This window comes from Methylophaga sp. OBS3, assembly GCF_026319325.1.
Lineage (GTDB): Bacteria > Pseudomonadota > Gammaproteobacteria > Nitrosococcales > Methylophagaceae > Methylophaga.
The window spans coordinates 432,637-452,906 of sequence record NZ_JAPDMU010000003.1 but is presented as its reverse complement, the minus strand read 5'-3'; the positions used below and the strand labels follow the sequence as shown (position 1 = coordinate 452,906).

Here is a 20,270-nt window from a genome sequence, read left to right as displayed (position 1 = left end):
CGAGTTGGTCCCACCTGTTCCCATCCCGAACACAGAAGTGAAACAGCTCAGCGCCGATGATAGTGTGGGAGTTCCCATGTGAAAGTAGGACACTGCCAGGCTTTAATACTAAAAAGCCCGACTCTAATCGAGTCGGGCTTTTTTTTTCCTGGTTAAAACTACTATCCGATATGCTCTTGGACTCTTTATTATTGTTACCTTGCATCTGTTAAGGTAGTCATATGTCTCACAGGGAGTCCCAATTCATGCAGACTGAACAGATTGAGATTGCAGGTTTTCTTGCTAGTTATCCGCCTTTTGATGGCCTTCCTGAGCAGGCACTTAATTACCTCGCTACGCAAGTTGAAATTGCTTACTACCAAGCCGGTACCAATGTACTAAATTTTGGTGAAGCAATTCATGATCTTTATGTTATTCGAAGCGGTGTTGTTGAAACCTATCGTCGCACAGGCGAGTTGCATAACCGCCTTGATGAAGGAAACATATTTGGACAAATGGGCTTGCTCATGCATCAACGTGTGCGATTCCCGACAAAGGCGATTGAAGACACGCTCGTCTACTGTATTCCTTTTCCTATCTTTACCGACTATGTAGATAAATATGAGTCTTTTGCTGATTACTTCGAAGGGGAAGATCAGTCACCACTTAGAAAAGTACTGACTGAGCAGCAAGAAAATAGTGCATTAACTTCTGTAAAAGTTAATACGTTATTGTTTCGGGATTTGATTACAGTTCAAGGTGATATTTCTATACGCGATGCAGCTATCACCATGACGGATGAACGGGTTTCATCATTATTAATTGTTGATGAGCGTAAAGACCGTGAGGATGGCTATTCATCTGACCTTATCGGCATGATAACTGATACTGATCTGCGCAAGCGTGTATTGGCTGAAGGATTATCATTTGATACACCTGTTTCTCAAGTGATGACGAAAGATTTAATTACCCTGGATGACAATACGTACGTGTTTGAAGCCGTACTAACCATGTTGCGTTATAACATTCACCATATCCCTATCATGCACCGTCATCAGCCTATTGGGGTTATTGCATTATCGGATGTCGTTCGTCATGAATCCCAGAGCAGCATACTTCTGGTCCGTAGTATTTTTTCTCAGCCGTCCGTAGCTGAACTTGCTGAGCTTGCAAAGCACGTTCCTTCCGCTTTCGTGCGTATGGTTAAAGAAGATGCCAATTCGCATATGATCGGCAGTGCGATGTCTGTTATTGGACGAAGCTTCAAACAACGCTTATTAGAAATGGCGGAAGCTGAGTTTGGCAAACCACCAGTCCCTTACTGTTTTCTTGCGCTGGGTTCCATGGCGAGAGATGAACAGCTTATATATACCGATCAAGATAACGCGCTGGTTTTGGATGATGCCTACAACGAAGAGGAGCATGGGGAATACTTTGAGAAACTTTCCAGGTTTGTTTCAGATGGTCTAGCAGAGTGCGGTTATATCTATTGTGATGGAGGTATTATGGCGACTAACCCTGAGTGGCGTAAAACACTATCAGAGTGGAAAACACATTTCTCCAATTGGATAGATAAACCCGAACCTCAAGCATTACTCAACAGCAGTATATTTTTTGATCTTGATGGTGTTTGGGGTCAAACCAAGTGGGCAAAAGATCTTCATCGATTCGTGACCAGTAAGACTAAAGGTAATCAGAAGTTTCTGGCATGTATTGCACGAAACGCCTTGAATCGAACGCCGCCATTAGGGTTCTTCAAAGGGTTTGTCATGGAAAAAGACGGTCAGCATAAAGACTCAATTAACATAAAGCGCCGAGGAACAGCACCATTGTCAGATGTTGTTAGGGTCCATGCGTTGGCAGTCGGCTCTCGCTCAATCAATTCATTCAAACGGCTAGATGACATCATCGAGGCCAAAGTCTTACCGCCAGGTAAAGGACGTGATTTGAGTGATGCGTTCGAATACATCTCAATGGTGCGAATTCGTCATCAGGCTTGGCAGATCGAAAATGGTGAAACACCAAATAACAACATTCATCCTGATCAGCTTTCTTCATTTGAGCGCCGAAATTTGAAAGAGGCTTTTCAAGTTGTAAGTAATGAACAGAACTTTTTGAAATACCGTTATAACGCTAATGCGTCGTTGAAATGATTGATACCGTTAAAAATCAGATAGCATCCCAGAGCCAATATCCTCCACCGGGTACGTCATGGGCTGAATACTTTGAGCAGCTTTCTTTTTCCAGCAAGGATGAGAGACTACAGCAGTTTTATGGCGCCGGAGTGATGTCTGATGATGCTCAAATTGCCAACACAGCTATGGTTGCAATGGACTTTGAGACAACAGGCTTAAACTCCGATACAGATGAGATTGTGAGTATTGGTATTGTCCCTTTCTCTTTACGACGTATTTATTGTCGAGAAGCAGGGCATTGGGTCGTCAAACCCAGAACGGCGCTAGCGCAAGATTCCATTGTGATTCACGGCATTACCCATTCTGATATTAGATCGGCTCCTGATCTTGATGAGATTTTGGAAGAAGTCCTGACAATTATGGCTGGAAGGCTGGTCGTTGTGCATTACTATCCGATTGAACGTGAGTTTCTAGCCAAATCATTGATGTCACGGATCCAAGAAAGTATCGCTTTTCCCGTGATCGATACGATGGAAATTGAAAATCGTATACGAAATAAACAGAAAACCGTTATGGGGCGCATACTAAATCGTGGCTTACCTTCTTTACGGTTAGGGGATTGTCGAAAACGGTATCAGCTTCCACACTACCAAGCTCACCACGCCTTAACAGATGCAATTGCTACTGCTGAATTACTGCAGGCTCAAATCTCGCATTACTTCTCACCGAGCACGCCGGTGAGCGAATTATGGGTATAAACGATCCATAAAAAACGCCGGATGCATAAAAACATCCGGCGATTATTGATAGTCATCGAACATGCTAACTCTTAGCGTCTTTCGGTACTCATTCCCATCACCAGACTGACACACATTAATAACAATACAATCGTAAATGGTAAGCCGGTTGATATCGCACCGGCTTGCAGCGCTTCAATGGCTTCTGTGCCACCAATCCAAAGCAGTGCTGCGGCGATCGCACCCTCTATCGTTGCCCAAAAAACACGTTGTGGTGCTGGTGCATCAATTTTGCCGCCGGCAGTGATACTGTCAATCACTAAAGAGCCGGAGTCAGATGAGGTAATAAAAAATACCAGTACTAAGACAATTGCTGTGATGGATAGCAAGCTGCCAAGTGGCAACTGTTCAAACATCTGGAACATTGCCAGTGGTACTTCGGTAAGGCCATCAGCACCCAAAGCACCAACACCTGCAGCGACCTGATCAAGCGCAATGCCGCCGTAGATAGACATCCAAACTACAGTCACCATTGTTGGAATCAGTAGTACTGCCGTAATGAACTCACGAACAGTACGTCCTTTAGAGACTCGTGCGATAAACATGCCGACAAAAGGTGACCAGGAAATCCACCAAGCCCAATAGAACACAGTCCAGCCTTGAAACCATGCTTCATCTTCACGACCATGCGGGTTACTTAGTGGAATAATATTTTCGATGTAAGAGCCAATTGTTGTCGGTATATTGCCGAAGGCAACTGCGAAACCAACCATGGCAACGAACGCCAGTAATACAAAGGCAATGATCATGTTGACGTTACTGAGCAGCTTTACACCGCCCTCTAGACCACGCATAACCGATATGATAGCCAAAGCTGTAACACCCAGAATTACGAGGAGTTGCAAGCCGGTATCGCCATCATAGCCAAACACATGATTGATACCTGCTGCTGCTTGCTGCGCCCCCAAGCCGAGTGAGGTTGCTAAGCCAAATAATGTTGCCAGCACAGCCAGTATATCGATGATATGACCAGGCCATCCCCATGCTCTATCACCTAATAAAGGATAAAAGACAGAACGAATTGAGAGTGGTAAGCCTTTGTTGTAAAAAAAGAAGGCTAAAGACAATGCAACAACAGCATATATTGCCCAAGGGTGTAGCCCCCAGTGATACATGGTCGCCCCCATTGCCATACGTGCGGCTTCAGGTGTATTCGGCTCAACACCTAGAGGCGTTTCATACCAACCAGTCATGTAGGCGACAGGTTCAGCTACGCCCCAGAACATGAGTCCAATACCCATTCCTGCAGCAAAAAGCATCGCCAACCAAGAAATCATAGAATGCTCAGGTACGGCATCTTCACCGCCTAAGCGGATTTTGCCAAACGGAGTGAAAATCAATGCAAGACAGAACAGGACAAAAATATTGCCAGCCCACATGAATAAGGCATCGAAATTACTGATAATATCCCACTTAATGCCATCCAAAAGGTCTTTGGCGGCTTTGGGATCGCTAATGAGTGTCGCAATTAAAAAGACCATGATAAGGCCAGCGCTTATCCCGAAAACAGGATTGTGGATATCCAGCCCCCATTTGGTGAAGTTGTCTTGTCCTACAGAGTAATCAGTACTTTCAATACTGTACTTATCTTGTTTTTCGTTCATTTCTCTCCCTCTTTATACCCGATCTAATGCCGGTTTCTCAGGTATTTAATGGTCAAACAGACCAAGTCATTTGCATTACTTTTTGTCAGTATCTAATCCCACATCATGAGCTGACAGTGACATTACAAATTCTAAAAGTAGTAACCGAAGTTAATGTTAAAGCGCGACTCCCAGTCGTCCTCTGCATTTGCACCTAAGCGGTCACCAAAGGTGGTATCACCACCGACAAATTCATTCCCAGTGCTATAAGCCCAATCGGTGTAGATATACCAATTGCCATAACCGAAGGCTGCACCCAGTGTGGCAAGTTGGCTGTCATTAAACTCAGATTCGGCTTTAACAATAGAGCTGTATTCAATGTACGGAATGACATAATCCAGCCAAGAAATATTGTCAGTTTGTTGGTAATAACTCAGGGATATCGCCGGTATCCAAGCTTCAGCAGCAGCTGTACTTGGGAAGTCGTAAGCCCCCATCTGTACCAGTTTGTCAGTTCCAAGTGGTTGTAACGCAGATACGTTGTAATCGTAATAAGTAAGCTGTGATGCGAGGGTGAAGTTGTTCCATTTATTCACCATGTGTACTGATGCAGCGTGGTGATCACCGTCCTTTTGAATGCCTTTGCTGGCAAGCTCGCTATATTGAAGAGACAGACCTAATGCCGTTTCTACCGTTTCACCCTCGAAAGTATAGATAGCCCGAACGTTAAACTGATTCTTTTCTTCATAGCCATCGCCGCTTTCATTGACGACATCGTAGGAGTAACGAGCACTGTCTTTGCTGGCACCTTTATAGCCACCTTCGTCGGTCAGGTAATAAGCAGTATCAAGCTGTAAATTGCCAAATTGCTGGGTAAATTTAACACCCAGATCCATGTCATCAGAGAGCCCTAAGTAATAGTGCTGATCAAATAACCAACTTTGCGATACGCCGTATGGTCCAGGGCCAAACGGTACGCGATTGACGCCCACTTGTAATTGACGGTCTTCGTTAAACTGATAGCCGACCCAGCCAGTATGTAAAAAGTTATAGCCCGGATACCAACGATATTCGACCTTACCCAACCATTTACCTTGTTGATAGTCGAGGTTAACTCGGAATGTATCTAGGCTAAAGTCACCGCCGTCTTCTACTGCTCGACTAGCCGCTCCATTGCCACTTTCTGGGTAATCACCAATGGCGTAATTTGCCCGAATAGCACCGCCAACTTTGAGTGGCCCAAAGGTAATCCCTTCGTCTTTGCTGTTGAGCGCTGCTAACTTTTCTTCTGCTTGGTCAACTTGACTCAGTGCGGTATCCCTTTGATTTTCGGCATCCACAAGTGCTTGTTGAGCGGCTTGTAACTCTTGTTCTAATTGCTGGACTTTACGCTGTAATGATTCAACATCTTGAGCGTTAGCAACTGAGAGAGGGGCTGAGAAAATTATGATTAAACTCAGGCGTAAAAATGCAGAAAAAAAAGTATCTTTGGGCATGTTACCGTGCCTTTATTATGGTTATTTTGTTTGATGTTCTTACATCACATTCTGAAATCAGAACGGCGATTTGAAAGTGTTATGTTGCGGATTTTTCTAAGGAAATTTAAAAACCTATTTTTAACCTAGCATAATGAAGTGATGATGCAAAATGCAGCCGGTGAACTGCTGGTTATAAATAGGCAAGTTCCTACCTGTTATCGAGTTGCTGTTTTAAGTCACAAATCAGTCAAAATAGACTGGCGAAATTTAATGGTGTTTTATGTTTGTGAATTTTTATAAGTGACTGAATTTATTTAGATAAAACCTATCGCTTGATTTGCGGCATAAATACTTGAATAGCAGACAAGCATTGGTCAATAAAAAGACCTATATATCTGTAAGGTGTGTGACGTAATACCTGTGCGACAATAGCGTATGCCTAAATTTATTTACTTGATGTTTGCGGTACTGTTTTTCAGTGCGTGTAGTGATGCTGATTATCCCGTGCCTGATGCTGTTCCAGTGCCGAAAGCAGAAACTCGTTCTGTTTCATTTGATGAAGATATTCGGCCAATTGTCGAAACAAAATGTATTGCTTGTCATGCCTGTTTTGATGCGCCTTGTCAGTTAAAAATGGAATCATCAGATGGGATTGTACGTGGTGCCAACATCCGTGAAGTGTATAACGGCACACGAACAGAAGCCCAAATGCCAAGTCGTTTGGGGATTGATGCCCACTCTGAGTCTGAGTGGCGAGCATTAGACTTTTATTCGGTGCTTCATGCCTACCGAGATGAACCCGCACTGATGGCCAATATGCTGACATTGGCCAAACAATATCCCTTTGAAAGTAATAGCAAACTGCCATCAGAACTAGCGATCGGTACTAAGCGGCAAAATCAATGTCCAACACCGGATAACTTTCACGAATATGCTAAGAAACATCCACTTGAAGGGATGCCAATGGCCGTGTCTGGTTTAACAGACCAAGAATATGCACTAATGATGGGGTGGTTAGAGCAGGGCGCAGCAGTTGATAGCCCAAATAAGGCATTAAGTGCTGATGATCAGGCGATGCTTGAGGAGTGGGAAGCTTATTTGAATGTCCCAGATAAACGCCGACAGTTAGTTGCAAGATGGCTATATGAACACTTGTTTCTTGCTCATTTATATTTTGAAACTGCTTCACTCAGACCGCAGTTTTTTGAACTATTAAGATCAACAACACCGCCTGGAGAACCAATCAAGCCTGTGCAAACAAGGCTACCAAATGATGATCCAGAAAGTGATTTCTACTACCGACTAAGACCCATCACCGGCAGTATTGTCCATAAGCGCCATATCACTTTTCAATTTGGTGAAACGTTACAAAACCGAATCGAAACATTGTTTTACAGTGATGAATGGTCAGTGGATACATTGCCAGGTTATGCCTATGCGGATAGAGCAAATCCATTTATGACTTTTTCTGCGATTCCAGCAAAAGCGCGTTATCAATTTATGTTGGATCATGCTGAATACTTCACACGAACCTTTATCCGTGGACCTGTTTGTCGTGGGCAAATAGCGACTGATGTTATTCGCGATAATTTTTGGGTGATGTACCAAGATCCTGATAGAGATCTGTATATCACCAACCAAAAATATCAGGATGAAGTTTCGCCCTTACTCGGTTTACCTGGGCAAAATGATGACTTGCTTGAAGCCGGCGGTAATTGGGATAAATATCGTGATAAACGCAACGCCTACCAAGATAAACGATATGCCGCCTATCGCCAGCATGCGCCAGAGTGGGCATCACTGAGTTCTGTTTGGGATGGAGATGGTCACAATCCCAATGCGTTATTAACGGTATTTCGTCATTTTGACAGTGCCAGCGTTTTAAAAGGGCTCGTTGGTAAAGTGCCACAAACTATTTGGTGGATGGATTACCCAATTTTCGAACGCAGTTATTACGAGTTAGTTGTTAACTTTGATGTCTATGGCAACCTGGCACACCAGTTACAAACCCGTTTGTATTTCGATTTGATTCGAAATGGTGCTGAACATAATTTCTTAAGATTGATGCCACATGAGACAAGAGGCGATATTTTAGATAGTTGGTATGAGGGAATTGGCGCAATAAAAACCCATATCTCTTATGCCAAGCTTGATGAAGAAACGCCTACTACCGAAGATTTTTCGACGCATATGCCAAAGCAAGAGTTTGCGGGCAGATTATTGGAAACGTTCGCGGCGGTAAATGCGATGGGAGATGATCCTTTAAATCGTTGTAATGGTAATGATTGTTTCCGGCCAGATCAGGACGATTGGATTCAGCAGTCTGATCAACAGTTAGCCAGTATTTCGGGGTTAACGCGTGAGGATTTAGCCGGACTAAGCTATCTTCCAGAGCTAACATTTTTACGCGTAAGTTATGGTGAGTCAGATCGAAGCATGTACTCACTATTGCGAAATAGAGCTCACAGTAATGTTGCCTTCTTGTTCGGTGAGTCGTTAAGACATCAACCAGAAAAGGACACTTTGAGCATTTATCCAGGTATTGCCGGTAGTTACCCTAATTTCATCTTCGATGTTCCAGCTGCAGATTTACCAGACTTTGTCAGTCAGTTAGCTAAGGCTGAAGACGAATCCGCTTTTGAAGACATTGTGATTCGCTGGGGTGTTCGCAGAACGAGTCCAGATTTCTGGCAAATCTTCCATGATTTTACAGCTTGGCAGAGAGAACAGCAGCCTTTAGAAGCAGGCATCTTTGATGCTAATCGTTACGTGAATTTGTAGGCTGTTTTTAGGTAGGTCGATTTTTTAGCTGAGTTCAGCAGAAGTAAAAGTAATTCTCTGCGTGCTAAACGTGGCCGACTTAACATCGCCTCATCAGGCTGTTGCTGCAGTTTGTCTAATGTTTTTAGACCACCTAAAGTCATGGCTCGTATTTCCCACCCGAGGCGGCCATTAATGCTGGCACCTAGCGGAATGCCCGACGCCATGAGCTCAGCTGTTTTTCTATACAAGGTTTTTAATACCGGCGCGATTTGTTGGCTGCTTGCTTTCAGTAAATTTTGATCGTTTAAACCAGCATTTTGGAGCAGATCCTGTGGCAGGTAGATACGGTTTTGTTCGGTTAAATCTTGAACGACATCTTGAAAGAAATTGATTAACTGTAAGCTGCTACAGATAGCATCAGATTGTTTAAGTTGTTGTTCAGTCGGTGTTCCCTGAAGATGTAATATCAATCGCCCAACTGGGTTTGCTGAATAGCGGCAATATTCCAACACCGTCGTAAAGTCCTCATAACGAGTTTTGGTAACATCTTGGCGAAAGGCAATCAATAAATCCTCAAAAAGCTGAATGGGGAGCTGAAAACGCTCGACACAATCGGCAACTGCAATAAAAACCGGATCTTTACCTTCATATCGCTTGCTAGCGATTTGCTGTAAGATCTGGCTATAAGCATTGAGTTTGGCTATTCGCTCCGATGCTGGGGCATCCCCTTCATCTGCAAAGTCATCAGCGGTTCGTGCAAAAGCATATATCGCCGCAATAGGCCGACGTAATTTGGCTGGTAATAATACCGAAGCAACCGGAAAGTTTTCGTAGTGAGATTGTGCTAGTTGTAAACACCAAGCGTATGCCTGGTTTATCTCGGCACTATTCGTCTGAGTCACTGTTATTTTGTACTTGTCGAGGTTGTTGTTCGATAGGCGGAAGATCGTCTATCTCACTTTTGACGCTGATGCCCATTTCAGTGAATTTGCGAGCGCCAGGTAATACATTACGCTCTAACGAACCTACGGCACTATTAAAGTGATTCACACTTTGACCTAGGCTGTTACCTAACTTACTTAAGTGTCCGCCAAAAGTGGCTAATCGTTTATACAAGGTCTCACCCAACTCACGAATCACTTCGGCATTTTCTGCGAGTTTCTGCTGTTTCCAGCCATAGGAAACTGCACGAAGTAGGGCGATAAAGTTGGTAGGTGTTGCCAAGATAATGTTTTGGCTCATGCTATCTTCTAGCAACGCCGGATCAACTTCTAAAGCTGCCGAAAGAAATTGCTCGCCGGGAATAAACAGCACCACAAACTCAGGTGACTGACTGTATTCTGCCCAGTAGTTTTTGCGTGATAATTCTCGAACGCGATTACGAATCACCTGTGCATGGCGTTTTAATTCGGCTTTACGTGTTGAATCATCTTTTGCCTGAATGGCAGATAAGTAAGCATCTAGAGGCGTTTTGGCATCCACAACAATATCGCGATTTTCCGGTAGATGAACGATCATGTCCGGACGAATACTGCCATTATCCGTTTGAGTGTGAGTCTGTTCATCAAAATCACAATGCGCGACCATTCCACTGATTTCAGCGAGCCGACGTAAAGTCATTTCACCCCATTGGCCACGCACTTCTGGGCGACGTAATGCTTGAACTAAGTTCTGGGTTTCTAGTTGCAGCTGTTGCTGGCTTTGGGTCATCTGAGCAATGGTGGCACTTAAATTACCGTAACTTTCTTTACGCTCTTTTTCAATTTCGTGGATTTGTTTGCTGGTATTTTGTAAAGCTTCATTGATGGGTTTAAGAAGTTGTTCAATGGCTTTTTCTTTGGTGCCTAACTCTGCTTTGGCCTCACTTTGGAACCGTTTTAGGTTTTCTTCTGCGAGGTTTAAAAAAGTCTTGTTGTTGTGGGCTAAAGCTTCATTAGATAACTGGTTAAAGGTATTGGCCAGCTGATCGCGGGTATGGTCCAAAATCTCATCTAACTCGGCTTTGTGTTGCTGTTCCCAATCCAGCTTCATCGACAAGGTGTTGTTGTCGGCTTGTAACTGACGCACTTTGTTATTTCGAAGCAAAGTGCCGATAAAGATACCAATCAGGATCCCAGCAACCAGCGTCAGTAATAAGTATTGATTTGTAGCCAAAAAATTAATGATTAAATCCACTGCAAAATCTCCAGTGGGTGATTGATGATGCAGTCAGCTTGCCAGCTATCGATATCTTCATCGTGTTGGATGTAACCATATCTCGCGATAACAGAACGCATATGGGCATTTTTAGCGGCTTCAATGTCACGCTGTGCATCACCGATATAGATGCAATCAGCAGGTGAAATCGATAACAACTCACAGGCATGATGAATTGGTGCTGGATGGGGTTTGCTATATACCGTGGTGTCACCGCTGACGATACAGGCGGCTTGCTCGGTAAGGCCAAGTTGTTGCATCAATGGATCGGTTAAAAATGCAGGTTTATTGGTAACCACCCCCCAGCGGATTTGATGTGCTGTCAGTGTTTCCAATACTTGCTGCATACCGATAAACAAAGCCGATTCACGACTGATATTATCGGCATATAAACGTAAAAATCGCTGCTGTAATGCGGGATATTCAGGCTGATCTTTGCTAATGCCAAAACCAAGATTAATAAGACCAGCACTACCATTACTCGCGACCGGACGGATCAGAGCATGATCCAGCGGTGCACGACCTTCTTCTTGAAGCAATGTATTAAGCGCAAAGCCTAAATCGGGCGCGGTATCGACTAAGGTGCCATCAAGATCAAATAACACCACATTAAAAGGAGAAATAACCATTACAACCGCCGACAGTGCAGCAGATAATTTACATCGACATCTTTGGTCAACGAATATTGTCGGCTGAGTGGGTTATAGCTAATACCGGCAATCGCATTGACCGATAAGCCTGCTTGACGACAGGCTTTTGATAACTCTGATGGCTTGATAAAACGCGCGTAGTCATGCGTGCCTTTAGGCAGCATGTTGGCAATGTACTCGGCGCCAACAATGGCTAACAACCAAGCTTTAGGGTGGCGGTTTAACGTTGAAAAGTAGACATCACCACCGGGCTTCACAAGACTGGCACAGGCCTCAATGATGGCTTGTGGGTCAGGTACATGCTCTAACATTTCCATACAAGTGACGGCATCAAACTCACCCGCATGTTCGGCGGCCATCGCTTCAGCAGTAGTATGTTGATAGTCTATTTTTAAACCAGCTTCCAATGCATGTAACTGGGCGATTTCCAATGCTTGCTGGCCCATATCAATGCCAGTCATTTTGGCACCACTGAGTGCTAAAGACTCAGTCAAAATACCGCCACCACAACCAACATCAATCATGTTGGCACCTTCTACATTAGTGCGTTCACGAATAAATTGCAGTCGGTGCGGGTTAATTTCATGTAATGGCTTGGATTGGCCTTGTGGATCCCACCAGCTATCAGCCAGTGCATCAAATTTCGCAACTTCTGCTGGATCTACATTTTGGTGTGTCATGCATTTGCCTTGATTTGGCTGGCCCATTGTTGAGCATCAGCGATGATTTTGTGACTGTCGAGCGTAGTGAGCTGACGATTTTTTAATAAGTGTTTACCTGCAACCCAGACATCAGTGACTTTATCGCGACTCGTGGCGTAAACCAGCTGCGAAGCAATGTCATAAATAGGCTGAGTTTCTAAGTCGCTGGTTTTGACCGCGATAATATCAGCGGCTTTGCCTGTTTCGAGTGAGCCTGTGACCTGATCTAAACCTAGGGCGGTAGCAGCATTAATTGTTGCCATTTGTAAGGCTTGGTAGGCAGGCACAACACTTGGGTCGCCGGCAACCGCCTTAGCTAGCAAAGCAGCTTGGCGCATTTCTGCAAACATATCTAAGTCGTTATTTGAAGCTGCACCATCAGTACCAATGGTGATATTCACACCACTTTTGTTGAGCGCTGCCACAGGACAAAAACCACTAGCTAATTTCAAATTAGACTCGGGACAGTGTGCGATGTGAACACCCGCTTGCGCGCAGTCCTCGATTTCTTCTGGTGTTAGCTGTGTCATATGCACCGCATTCAAACGCGGAGAGAGTAGACCTAACTGCTTGAGTCGAGATAATGGCCGCTCACCAAATTCTTCAATACTTGTGTTTATTTCGCTAGCCGTTTCATGGATATGCATTTGAATGGGGACATCTAACTCCTCTGCATTCACAATGATTTGTTCTAAGGTTTTATTCGAAACCGTATACGGTGCATGTGGAGCATAGGTACTTGTGATGCGCGGGTGATGGCGATACTTATCATGTAAGGCCTGACCTTTGTGTAAGTACTCATTTACATCACTTGCCCAACTGGTCGGGAAGTCGATAACCACCATGCCTAAACTGGCACGAATACCACTGCGGTCAACAACGCGTGCTGTTGCCTCCGGATAAAAATACATATCACTGAACGTCGTGGTACCGCCTCGAATCATTTCAGCAATAGCTAAGGCAGAACCTGCTTCAACAAATGCATCACCGACAAATTTTTGTTCTGCTGGCCAGATATGATCATTGAGCCAACGCATTAGTGGCAAATCATCCGCTAGACCACGGAATAAGGTCATTGCCGAATGACCATGATTATTGATTAAGCCCGGCATCACGATATGATCCGTTAACTCATGGATCTGGGTAGCAGTATATTGCTGGCTTGCCTCAGCTTGAGGAAGCAGCGCTACAATGATGCCTTCGTGAACAGCAATGGCATAATTTTCATAGATAGTTTGCTCCGCTGTCATCGGCAAACACCAACGGGCATAAATCAGCAGGTCGATTTTTTTCATAGTGACCGATTATAACTGGCAAAAGCAGGAGAACACAGTGGTAAGCACAAGCAAAACCGTGGAGCCAATTCGCTGGCAGCAGCAAAGCTTATGGTTACTTGACCAACGACGGCTACCGTCAGAAATCGTTTGGTTGGAATATCAAGACTGCTTAGAAGTTGCCGAGGCTATCAAATCAATGGTCGTTCGTGGAGCACCCGCTATTGGTGTCACGGCTGCTTATGCGGTGGTATTGGCAGCACGGCAATCTTGGCAAATATCCAATAAAAAATGGCAAGAAACAATAAGTGAATACTTGCTCGTCTTGAAAAATGCCAGACCAACAGCCGTGAATTTACTCTGGGCTATTGAGCAAATGACGGCGGTTTATCAGCAATTACCAACCGATGAAAATCCCGAAGCCGCATTACTTGAAGCTGCAAAATGCATTCACGAATCAGATATTGCGGCCAACCACGCAATGGGTAAATTAGGGGCTGATTTATTAAATGAAAACGCCAAAGTATTAACCCACTGTAATGCTGGGGCATTAGCAACGGGCGGTTTTGGCACGGCGCTTGGCGTGATTCGCCAAGGGAATATTGATGGCAAAATTAGCCATGTTTATGTAGATGAAACGAGACCTTGGTTACAAGGTGCGCGGCTGACAGCTTGGGAGCTGTTACAGGAAAACATTCCATGTACTTTGCAAGCGGATGTTGCCGCAGCCAGTTTGATGGCAGAGGGCAAAATAGACTGGATCATTGTTGGCGCTGATCGTATTGCGGCTAATGGTGATGTTGCCAATAAAATTGGCACTTATGCACTGGCCGTGCTCGCTAAATATCACGGTGTAAAGTTTATGGTGGCCGCACCGTTATCAACGATAGATTGGCAATGTGAACAGGGTAGTGAAATTCCTATCGAACAAAGACCTGCTTCGGAAGTTACACATATCGGGGACAAACAAGTTGCACCAGAGGGGGTTAACGTTAGTAATCCGGCATTTGATGTTACACCGGCTGAACTTATTACAGCCATCGTAACGGAATCAGGCGTTGTCTTGTCACCTTCAGTCGATACAATGGGCAATCTAAAAATAAACAAATAAGGAGAGCGAGATGGCACAAACAGCATTAGTGACCGGAAGTAACCGTGGAATTGGTTTGGAATTATGTCGGCAGTTACAGCAGCGTGGCTTTGAGGTGATTGCTACGTGTCGTCACCGCTCGCCCGAACTTAATGAGTTGGGTGTTGAAATCATTGAAGATGTTGAAGTCAGTGATCCGGTGAGCCTGCAAAATCTGTCAGATAAGTTGGGTAATCGCAAAATTGACTGGCTGATTAATAATGCAGGTATTGCGGGTGGTCTTGGTTTGCCAGATATTGATGCCAACACTGTAGAAAGCTTTAAACGTATGTATGAGGTAAATAGCCTTGGGCCACTGCTTACGACACAAGCTTTATTAAAACATTTAGATAGCGGTAGTAAGGTCGGGTTAATTACCAGTCGTATGGGCTCGGTTGCGGATAATGATTCAGGTGGTAGTTACGCTTACCGCATGTCGAAAGCGGCATTAAATGCTGCCGGTAAATCCCTATCAATCGACTTGAAAGATAAAGGCATTGCGGTGGCAGTTTTGCATCCGGGCTGGGTGCGCACCGATATGACAGGACATGGTGGTTTAGTTGACCCTGATGAATCAGCAAGTGGTTTGCTCGCTCGCATGTCAGCATTAAACCTCGAAAATACCGGTACGTTTTGGCATATGAATGGTGACATATTGCCTTGGTAATGTACCCTGCGCTGACACATCATCAGCAAAGAAATCTGCCGCCACTTGTAAAGCCTGCCAAGGCGGTAGCCGCCCAATTTGAAGACAGTAGTCATCAACTGTGGTTTTGTGAAACCACAGTTGGGCCATTGTTTTTGAAAGTCGCTGATAAAACGACGATAAGGGCCTCAGTTTTTTGGCAGGGCGTGAATCGTTTATTTGCGCTCAACTTTCCGGCATCGTTGGCGGAAACCGCTGAGGTACAGCGATTTCTGAGTAGTGTGAGCCCACTCGTTATTCCAGAGTGTCTGGTCAGCCATCATGACTTTATTCTTTGTCGACAAGTGGCAGGCAGTATGCTGACGGCAGACAATATCACTAAACAAAATGTGCTGGCACTGGCTGAGCATGTGGCACAACTGCATCAACATAGCTCAGCACAATGGGGGGCGCTGCTTAAGCCCGCATTTAATGCTGAGCAATGGTCGGCACGTTTACGGCAAACCCTATCTCATCTTGCCGGCCATCATGAACTCGATGTTCCCCCGCTTATTTTGGGCAGTGCATTAAAACAAGCAGCAGATATTCAACCTGATAGCTTAGTGCCAGTCATGTTGGACTTAAGATGGGACCAGTTTTTAAGTGAAGATGGGCAGCTATCAGCGCTCGTTGATTTGGATGCCTTTGTTATCGCACCCCGTGAGTTAGAACTGGTACTTATTGAGTTATTGTTAACCCAAGAACAAGCTCAAATATTTAGTGATAAATACAGCGAAAGTCATACGCTGCCCGACTTATCTCAAGTGCGAACAGCATATCGTTTGTTACTTTTTTTGATGTTTGTCTTTGGTGAAACAGATTGTCAGGCCTGGTTAGACAGGCCAACTTATTTTTAATTTGGTTTGGATTGCGTGTTTAAAAGCTGACGCCATTTGATGAAACCGACCATCGCTAAAAATAGGTAAATGCTATACATCACAACGGTCGCGTAGAAACCAGTCAGGGCGTATAAGACAATGGCAGCAGAATTGATAACCTGCCAATACAGCCAGTTTTCGATGACTTTTCTCGCCATCAAAACCGTATTCATGACAGAAAACACCATTACACCAGCATCTAAAAATGGATACTGAGTGTCGTAGGCGGATAAATAAAATCCAGCCAATACCGTTAGTGTTGATCCTGTGAGAAGGTAAGCGACATGGTAATGCCAAGGCCAACGATGAATATATAATTCGGCGACGTTGGTTTCGTGGCGGCGCCACAATACAAAACCATAAACAGCCATACCAATGTAGTAAATATTGAGCAGCGCCTGCATTGGTAACTGGTGTTGCCAGAACAGTACGGTGTAAATACAAGTACTGACAAACGCCATCGGCCAGCACCATTGTGATTCTCGACCGGCTAACAAGATGTAAGCAATGCCGAGGCTGGCAGCAAAAACTTCCCAGCCACTCATTTGCATGAGGCCGTTTATAACGACCTCAAACCAACTGTTATCACTCATTTATCAACAACATCTGCGCGATCGGTACCGACTAATTTCAGTACAAATGCACTGTGTGGCATGACAGCAAATATTGCCTCAATTTCGCTATCCATGGCAGCCATCACATCAGCGTATTCACCAAAAATTTGGGTGCTGAGTGAGTTACGTTTAACGACTAAAGCAGGGTTTGCTTCTAACTTGTCGATAAAGGTCAAAATGGGCTCAACATATTGTTCCGTCAGCGGGTAAAGGCTGATATCAACAGAGATTCTCATGTTTTGTCCTTAGTAGTCGTAAGAGACAGTCATACCGATAACACGTGGGTCACCTAGTTGAACATATTTTCTATCTTCGTAGCCTTCACCAGCACTAGGGTCAATACCCCAAAAGAAACCACGTGTGTAGTAATCTTTATCGAACAAGTTTCGACCCCATAACGTGAACTTCCAGTTATTACGTGCATATTGCAGACTGGCATTGACCAGCGCGTAAGAGCCCGACTTGGCATTGTGACTGTTTGAAAAGTAAAACTCGTCTTTACCCTCAACGTTAGCGCTTAATGTCCAATTATTAGTAATGTAATAATCGCCGCCTAAGCTAAATTGGTAAGACGGTGCATGTGCGATTCGACGACCACTCAGGGTGATACCTTCATCTAGCAACTCAGGATTTTCATAATCATTCAAGGTCGCATCAAGAAGACCTAATGATGCAAATAACCGCACATTATTATTTACCAACCAGTCGAGCTCAGCTTCGATACCAACATTTGATACTTTCTCAGCATTAACAAAGTAGTCGATAAAGTCAGTGCCACCACCATCTCTTGGTACTTGGAGTGAACTCTTAATTTGTGCGTCTTTACGTAAGGTATAGAAAGCGGTTAATGATGTTATTAAATCACCATCAAGCCAAAATGATTTCAAACCAGCCTCTAGATTCCAAAGGTACTCAGACTCAAATGAGCGATTACTTTCAATGACTCTGGGATCAACGTTAATACCACCTGCTTTGTAGCCTCGAGATAATGTCGTAAAGGCGAGGTGATCATCGTTAAATTGATATTTCAAACCAACTTTACCGCCGTACATCATTTCATTTGGGTCATCAGAAATGTTATTAGATGCGTCATAATCAGCCGTCCAGTACTCAGCACGCAGACCTGTAATTAAAGTCAGTTTTTGCGTGATTGCAGTATCAAGTTGACCATAAATGGCTGTGTTTAAGGTCTCATAGGTATTGCTTTCTTTGTAAGGGGTAAAAGCAGGGCTTTCAATATCATTAGCGAAGTAAGTTCTCTTTAAATCTTGGCGCTGATCGGCGATATAGAAGCCAATGGTCCAATCAGTTGTATCGGCAAAGATTCGACCATTTTCATTCGATAAGGCACGAAGCTCAAACGAGTAATTTTCACGTTCACGTTTATACTCATCAAAGCCACTGTATGGGCAGGTATAAGGATCATTGTCGTCGTCAGCGTCCACACATTCTGGTGCTAATGGAAACTGAGATTTATATGACCAATCATCATCGTAGCTATAGACAAGATCAGACTTTGAATAAGTCATATTTGACTGTAACTGCACCGCATCATTAACACGGTAATCCGCTTTTAAAGATAAGGCATTTGTATGTTGGCTATCTTCACCTGGCTGATCGGAAAGGCTATTTCGGCTGTTATCAAAGGTAAATGCGTCGTAGCCATTGTCGATATTTAAGTGCAGTAAATTTAGATCAATAGTTAAATCACTAGTCGCTAACCATTTCAAATGCGCACGAGTGGTCAATTCATCACGATTCTGCGTATTGTCACGATTGAGAAAATCGTTATCCATGTAGCCATCAGAATTATTTTGATAAACAGAAATTCGACCAAGTAAGCGATCCTTAACGATCGGTCCGCCAACAGCAATACCAACAGCTCTAGTATCATAATCAGCTAATGTAGACTCAAAACGTAAGTCAAAGTCTTCGGTGGCTTCTTTGCTTTTTAGGTTAATCGTACCTGCCATACCATTGGCACCATAAAGTGTGCCCTGAGGGCCTCTTAATACTTCAACTTGTTCAATATCAAATAAGGTTGCTGCACCGCCAGTACGGCTGAAGTCAATCCCATCAATATAAAGACCAACAGAGGGGTTTAGTGGCGCTTTAAACTCACTTCGCTCACCAATACCACGAATTTGGAAGTATTGGCCTCGAGATGCACCGCTTGAGATATTTACGTTAGGCGCTAGATTGAGCAGATCTTCAATGTGTTGGGCGCCGCGAGACTCGATAATTTCATCGTCAAAGGTCGTTAAGCTAACCGGAATATCTTGGGCTTCTGCTGGTCGAAAGTCAGCATTTACTAACAGTGTTGGTAATGATTCAGGCGTCACTTCAGCTATCGCTGGGCCAGAAAAAAGTACGCTGGCAATAGTGAGTGAAAGCAAGTTGGGTTTCATGACTATCCTTTTTAAGTTCAAAAAGGACAGGGGGATCACAGTCTTTGCGTGAGATCGCAAGCAGGTGTTGCCGCCTGTCCCTACGCCGGAATTACCCGGATCAGGTTCATCGGGTCTTCACCATTTGGTGAATCTCAGGCCTTTCGACCACCCCGAGGCTTTAATTTGCTAAGACGGGCGAATATACAGAAAACTGATTGATTTGCCTATTTTTTGTACAGTTTTATGGCACTTTGTTGACTGTTAGATACCTGTTATCGGGACAATGGTGTTACTGTGATTATGTATATCAATAATGTTTGACCAATAAAAAAGGCGCTCGAAAGCGCCTTTCTTTGTGATGTTATGCGAGTGTATTAATTATTCAACACTTGCTTTAACACTTTCCAAGCCAGCTTTGTAGATGCCAGTAATTGCAGCTTTAGCTGTTTCGTCGTTTAGTTCTTTTGGCTCATGGTGGTTACCAGTGTAAGCGCGGAAGAATTTACCGACCCAAGTGACTTTAGTGCCTGCGCCGTCAGCTTCTACTGTAACCCATGATTTGTATTTACTAACAGGCACAGCTGGTACTTCAAAAGTATGACCTTCATACTCAATCTCACCAACTTTGCTCATTTCTTCGATTTGATACATGTAGCTCATGTTTTCGTTATCGAATTTTTTTAATGTTTCAGTGATTGTGCTGCCATCTTTCAGCGTCAATACACGAGTAGCACCGACGTCGTTGCCGGTCGCTTCAGTTGCTTCAATGGCTGGGTGCCATTTGTGCAAGCTGTCAAAATCTTTAACAACTGCCCAGACTTTAGCTGGCTCAGCGTTGATTGTAATTGATTCATTCACCTCGATACGTGACGCACCATGAGCGAATGCTAATGCTGGTAACAGCATCAGGCCAGTGATCAGGCCTTTAAATAAAGCTTTCATTGTTATTCCTTATCTTATATTTCATCGTTTTGCTGAATTACAGCGGGCACTAAACTATCACCGGTCGTTAAAGCTC

General features: G+C 44.1%; 17 protein-coding genes, 1 rRNA gene and 1 riboswitch. Of the genes, 7 read left to right on the top strand and 11 right to left on the bottom strand.

The window, feature by feature from the left end; all coding sequences use genetic code 11:
- From rrf to OMP94_RS08940, 3 genes are all read left to right on the top strand, one after another.
- Window positions 1-101: ribosomal RNA gene (gene rrf, locus OMP94_RS08950) — 5S ribosomal RNA — on the top strand; the annotation flags it as partial.
- A 144-nt stretch (window positions 102-245) separates the two neighbouring features.
- Complete coding sequence (locus OMP94_RS08945) at window positions 246-2,132, top strand: DUF294 nucleotidyltransferase-like domain-containing protein (protein WP_266277932.1); 1,887 nt, start codon at window positions 246-248, stop codon at window positions 2,130-2,132.
- Complete coding sequence (locus OMP94_RS08940) at window positions 2,129-2,872, top strand: 3'-5' exonuclease (protein ID WP_266277931.1); 744 nt, start codon at window positions 2,129-2,131, stop codon at window positions 2,870-2,872. The genes OMP94_RS08945 and OMP94_RS08940 overlap by 4 nt, the downstream gene beginning before the upstream one ends.
- Window positions 2,873-2,943: 71 nt before the next feature.
- On the opposite strand, the gene OMP94_RS08935 is transcribed toward OMP94_RS08940, so the two are convergent.
- Window positions 2,944-4,515: a BCCT family transporter gene (locus tag OMP94_RS08935; RefSeq protein WP_266277930.1), complete on the bottom strand. Its 1,572-nt coding sequence runs from the start codon at window positions 4,513-4,515 to the stop codon at window positions 2,944-2,946.
- A gap of 131 nt (window positions 4,516-4,646) precedes the next feature.
- Window positions 4,647-5,990 (bottom strand): hypothetical protein, encoded by a 1,344-nt coding sequence (locus OMP94_RS08930; protein ID WP_266277929.1) that lies wholly within the window; start codon window positions 5,988-5,990, stop codon window positions 4,647-4,649.
- A 417-nt stretch (window positions 5,991-6,407) separates the two neighbouring features.
- Here OMP94_RS08930 and OMP94_RS08925 point away from each other — a divergent pair, with 417 nt between their 5' ends.
- Window positions 6,408-8,753: a fatty acid cis/trans isomerase gene (locus OMP94_RS08925; RefSeq protein WP_266277928.1), complete on the top strand. Its 2,346-nt coding sequence runs from the start codon at window positions 6,408-6,410 to the stop codon at window positions 8,751-8,753.
- On the opposite strand, the gene hpnC is transcribed toward OMP94_RS08925, so the two are convergent.
- Genes hpnC through OMP94_RS08900 form a run of 5 tightly spaced genes read right to left on the bottom strand, consistent with a single transcriptional unit; the run spans window position 8,738 to window position 13,577 of the window.
- Entirely contained in the window at window positions 8,738-9,637 is a 900-nt protein-coding gene (gene hpnC, locus OMP94_RS08920) for a squalene synthase HpnC (RefSeq protein WP_266277927.1), read from the bottom strand. The genes OMP94_RS08925 and hpnC overlap by 16 nt on opposite strands.
- The gene (locus OMP94_RS08915; protein ID WP_266277926.1) at window positions 9,621-10,910 is read right to left on the bottom strand and encodes a DNA recombination protein RmuC; all 1,290 of its coding nucleotides are present in this window, start codon (window positions 10,908-10,910) and stop codon (window positions 9,621-9,623) included. Before OMP94_RS08915 ends, hpnC begins: the two co-directional genes overlap by 17 nt.
- The gene (locus OMP94_RS08910; RefSeq protein WP_266277925.1) at window positions 10,901-11,560 is read right to left on the bottom strand and encodes an HAD-IA family hydrolase; all 660 of its coding nucleotides are present in this window, start codon (window positions 11,558-11,560) and stop codon (window positions 10,901-10,903) included. The genes OMP94_RS08915 and OMP94_RS08910 overlap by 10 nt, the downstream gene beginning before the upstream one ends.
- The gene (gene ubiG, locus OMP94_RS08905; RefSeq protein ID WP_266277924.1) at window positions 11,560-12,261 is read right to left on the bottom strand and encodes a bifunctional 2-polyprenyl-6-hydroxyphenol methylase/3-demethylubiquinol 3-O-methyltransferase UbiG; all 702 of its coding nucleotides are present in this window, start codon (window positions 12,259-12,261) and stop codon (window positions 11,560-11,562) included. The genes OMP94_RS08910 and ubiG overlap by 1 nt, the downstream gene beginning before the upstream one ends.
- Complete coding sequence (locus OMP94_RS08900; RefSeq protein WP_266277923.1) at window positions 12,258-13,577, bottom strand: TRZ/ATZ family hydrolase; 1,320 nt, start codon at window positions 13,575-13,577, stop codon at window positions 12,258-12,260. The genes ubiG and OMP94_RS08900 overlap by 4 nt, the downstream gene beginning before the upstream one ends.
- 37 nt (window positions 13,578-13,614) lie before the next feature.
- Between OMP94_RS08900 and mtnA the strand changes: the two genes are divergently transcribed.
- The 3 genes from mtnA to OMP94_RS08885 are packed head-to-tail and all read left to right on the top strand — an operon-like array spanning window position 13,615 to window position 16,227.
- Window positions 13,615-14,667, top strand: a complete 1,053-nt coding sequence (gene mtnA / locus OMP94_RS08895; RefSeq protein ID WP_266277922.1) for an S-methyl-5-thioribose-1-phosphate isomerase — start codon at window positions 13,615-13,617, stop codon at window positions 14,665-14,667.
- Window positions 14,668-14,677: 10 nt separating this feature from the next.
- Window positions 14,678-15,352, top strand: a complete 675-nt coding sequence (locus OMP94_RS08890; protein WP_266277921.1) for an SDR family oxidoreductase — start codon at window positions 14,678-14,680, stop codon at window positions 15,350-15,352.
- The gene (locus OMP94_RS08885; protein ID WP_266277920.1) at window positions 15,352-16,227 is read left to right on the top strand and encodes a hypothetical protein; all 876 of its coding nucleotides are present in this window, start codon (window positions 15,352-15,354) and stop codon (window positions 16,225-16,227) included. Before OMP94_RS08890 ends, OMP94_RS08885 begins: the two co-directional genes overlap by 1 nt.
- Here the strand turns inward: OMP94_RS08885 and pnuC are convergent.
- The 4 genes from pnuC to OMP94_RS08865 all read right to left on the bottom strand — a co-directional run bounded on the left by pnuC (window position 16,224) and on the right by OMP94_RS08865 (window position 20,194).
- A complete protein-coding gene (pnuC, locus tag OMP94_RS08880; protein ID WP_266277919.1) occupies window positions 16,224-16,841 on the bottom strand; it encodes a nicotinamide riboside transporter PnuC in 618 nt (205 codons plus the stop codon). The two genes, OMP94_RS08885 and pnuC, sit on opposite strands and share 4 nt — an antisense overlap.
- Window positions 16,838-17,098 carry a YkoF family thiamine/hydroxymethylpyrimidine-binding protein gene (locus OMP94_RS08875; protein ID WP_266277918.1) on the bottom strand — a complete coding sequence of 87 codons (261 nt, stop codon included), beginning with the start codon at window positions 17,096-17,098 and terminating at the stop codon, window positions 16,838-16,840. The genes pnuC and OMP94_RS08875 overlap by 4 nt, the downstream gene beginning before the upstream one ends.
- A 9-nt stretch (window positions 17,099-17,107) precedes the next feature.
- Window positions 17,108-19,270, bottom strand: coding sequence for a TonB-dependent receptor (locus tag OMP94_RS08870; RefSeq protein WP_266277917.1), 2,163 nt, complete (start codon window positions 19,268-19,270; stop codon window positions 17,108-17,110).
- Between the two features lie 59 nt (window positions 19,271-19,329).
- Window positions 19,330-19,435, bottom strand: a riboswitch (TPP riboswitch).
- 195 nt (window positions 19,436-19,630) lie between these two features.
- Complete coding sequence (locus OMP94_RS08865; protein ID WP_266277916.1) at window positions 19,631-20,194, bottom strand: SRPBCC family protein; 564 nt, start codon at window positions 20,192-20,194, stop codon at window positions 19,631-19,633.
- Between the last annotated feature and the right edge of the window lie 76 nt (window positions 20,195-20,270).

Excerpts from the sequence above, each read along its gene's own strand:
- OMP94_RS08945 (WP_266277932.1), top strand. The coding sequence starts at position 246 with ATGCAGACTGAACAGATTGAGATTGCAGGTTTTCTTGCTAGTTATCCG.
- OMP94_RS08940 (WP_266277931.1), top strand. The coding sequence starts at position 2,129 with ATGATTGATACCGTTAAAAATCAGATAGCATCCCAGAGCCAATATCCT.
- OMP94_RS08935 (WP_266277930.1), bottom strand. The coding sequence starts at position 4,515 with ATGAACGAAAAACAAGATAAGTACAGTATTGAAAGTACTGATTACTCT.
- OMP94_RS08930 (WP_266277929.1), bottom strand. The coding sequence starts at position 5,990 with ATGCCCAAAGATACTTTTTTTTCTGCATTTTTACGCCTGAGTTTAATC.
- OMP94_RS08925 (WP_266277928.1), top strand. The coding sequence starts at position 6,408 with ATGCCTAAATTTATTTACTTGATGTTTGCGGTACTGTTTTTCAGTGCG.
- OMP94_RS08910 (WP_266277925.1), bottom strand. The coding sequence starts at position 11,560 with ATGGTTATTTCTCCTTTTAATGTGGTGTTATTTGATCTTGATGGCACC.
- ubiG (WP_266277924.1), bottom strand. The coding sequence starts at position 12,261 with ATGACACACCAAAATGTAGATCCAGCAGAAGTTGCGAAATTTGATGCA.
- OMP94_RS08900 (WP_266277923.1), bottom strand. The coding sequence starts at position 13,577 with ATGAAAAAAATCGACCTGCTGATTTATGCCCGTTGGTGTTTGCCGATG.
- OMP94_RS08890 (WP_266277921.1), top strand. The coding sequence starts at position 14,678 with ATGGCACAAACAGCATTAGTGACCGGAAGTAACCGTGGAATTGGTTTG.
- OMP94_RS08885 (WP_266277920.1), top strand. The coding sequence starts at position 15,352 with ATGTACCCTGCGCTGACACATCATCAGCAAAGAAATCTGCCGCCACTT.
- pnuC (WP_266277919.1), bottom strand. The coding sequence starts at position 16,841 with ATGAGTGATAACAGTTGGTTTGAGGTCGTTATAAACGGCCTCATGCAA.
- OMP94_RS08875 (WP_266277918.1), bottom strand. The coding sequence starts at position 17,098 with ATGAGAATCTCTGTTGATATCAGCCTTTACCCGCTGACGGAACAATAT.
- OMP94_RS08870 (WP_266277917.1), bottom strand. The coding sequence starts at position 19,270 with ATGAAACCCAACTTGCTTTCACTCACTATTGCCAGCGTACTTTTTTCT.
- OMP94_RS08865 (WP_266277916.1), bottom strand. The coding sequence starts at position 20,194 with ATGAAAGCTTTATTTAAAGGCCTGATCACTGGCCTGATGCTGTTACCA.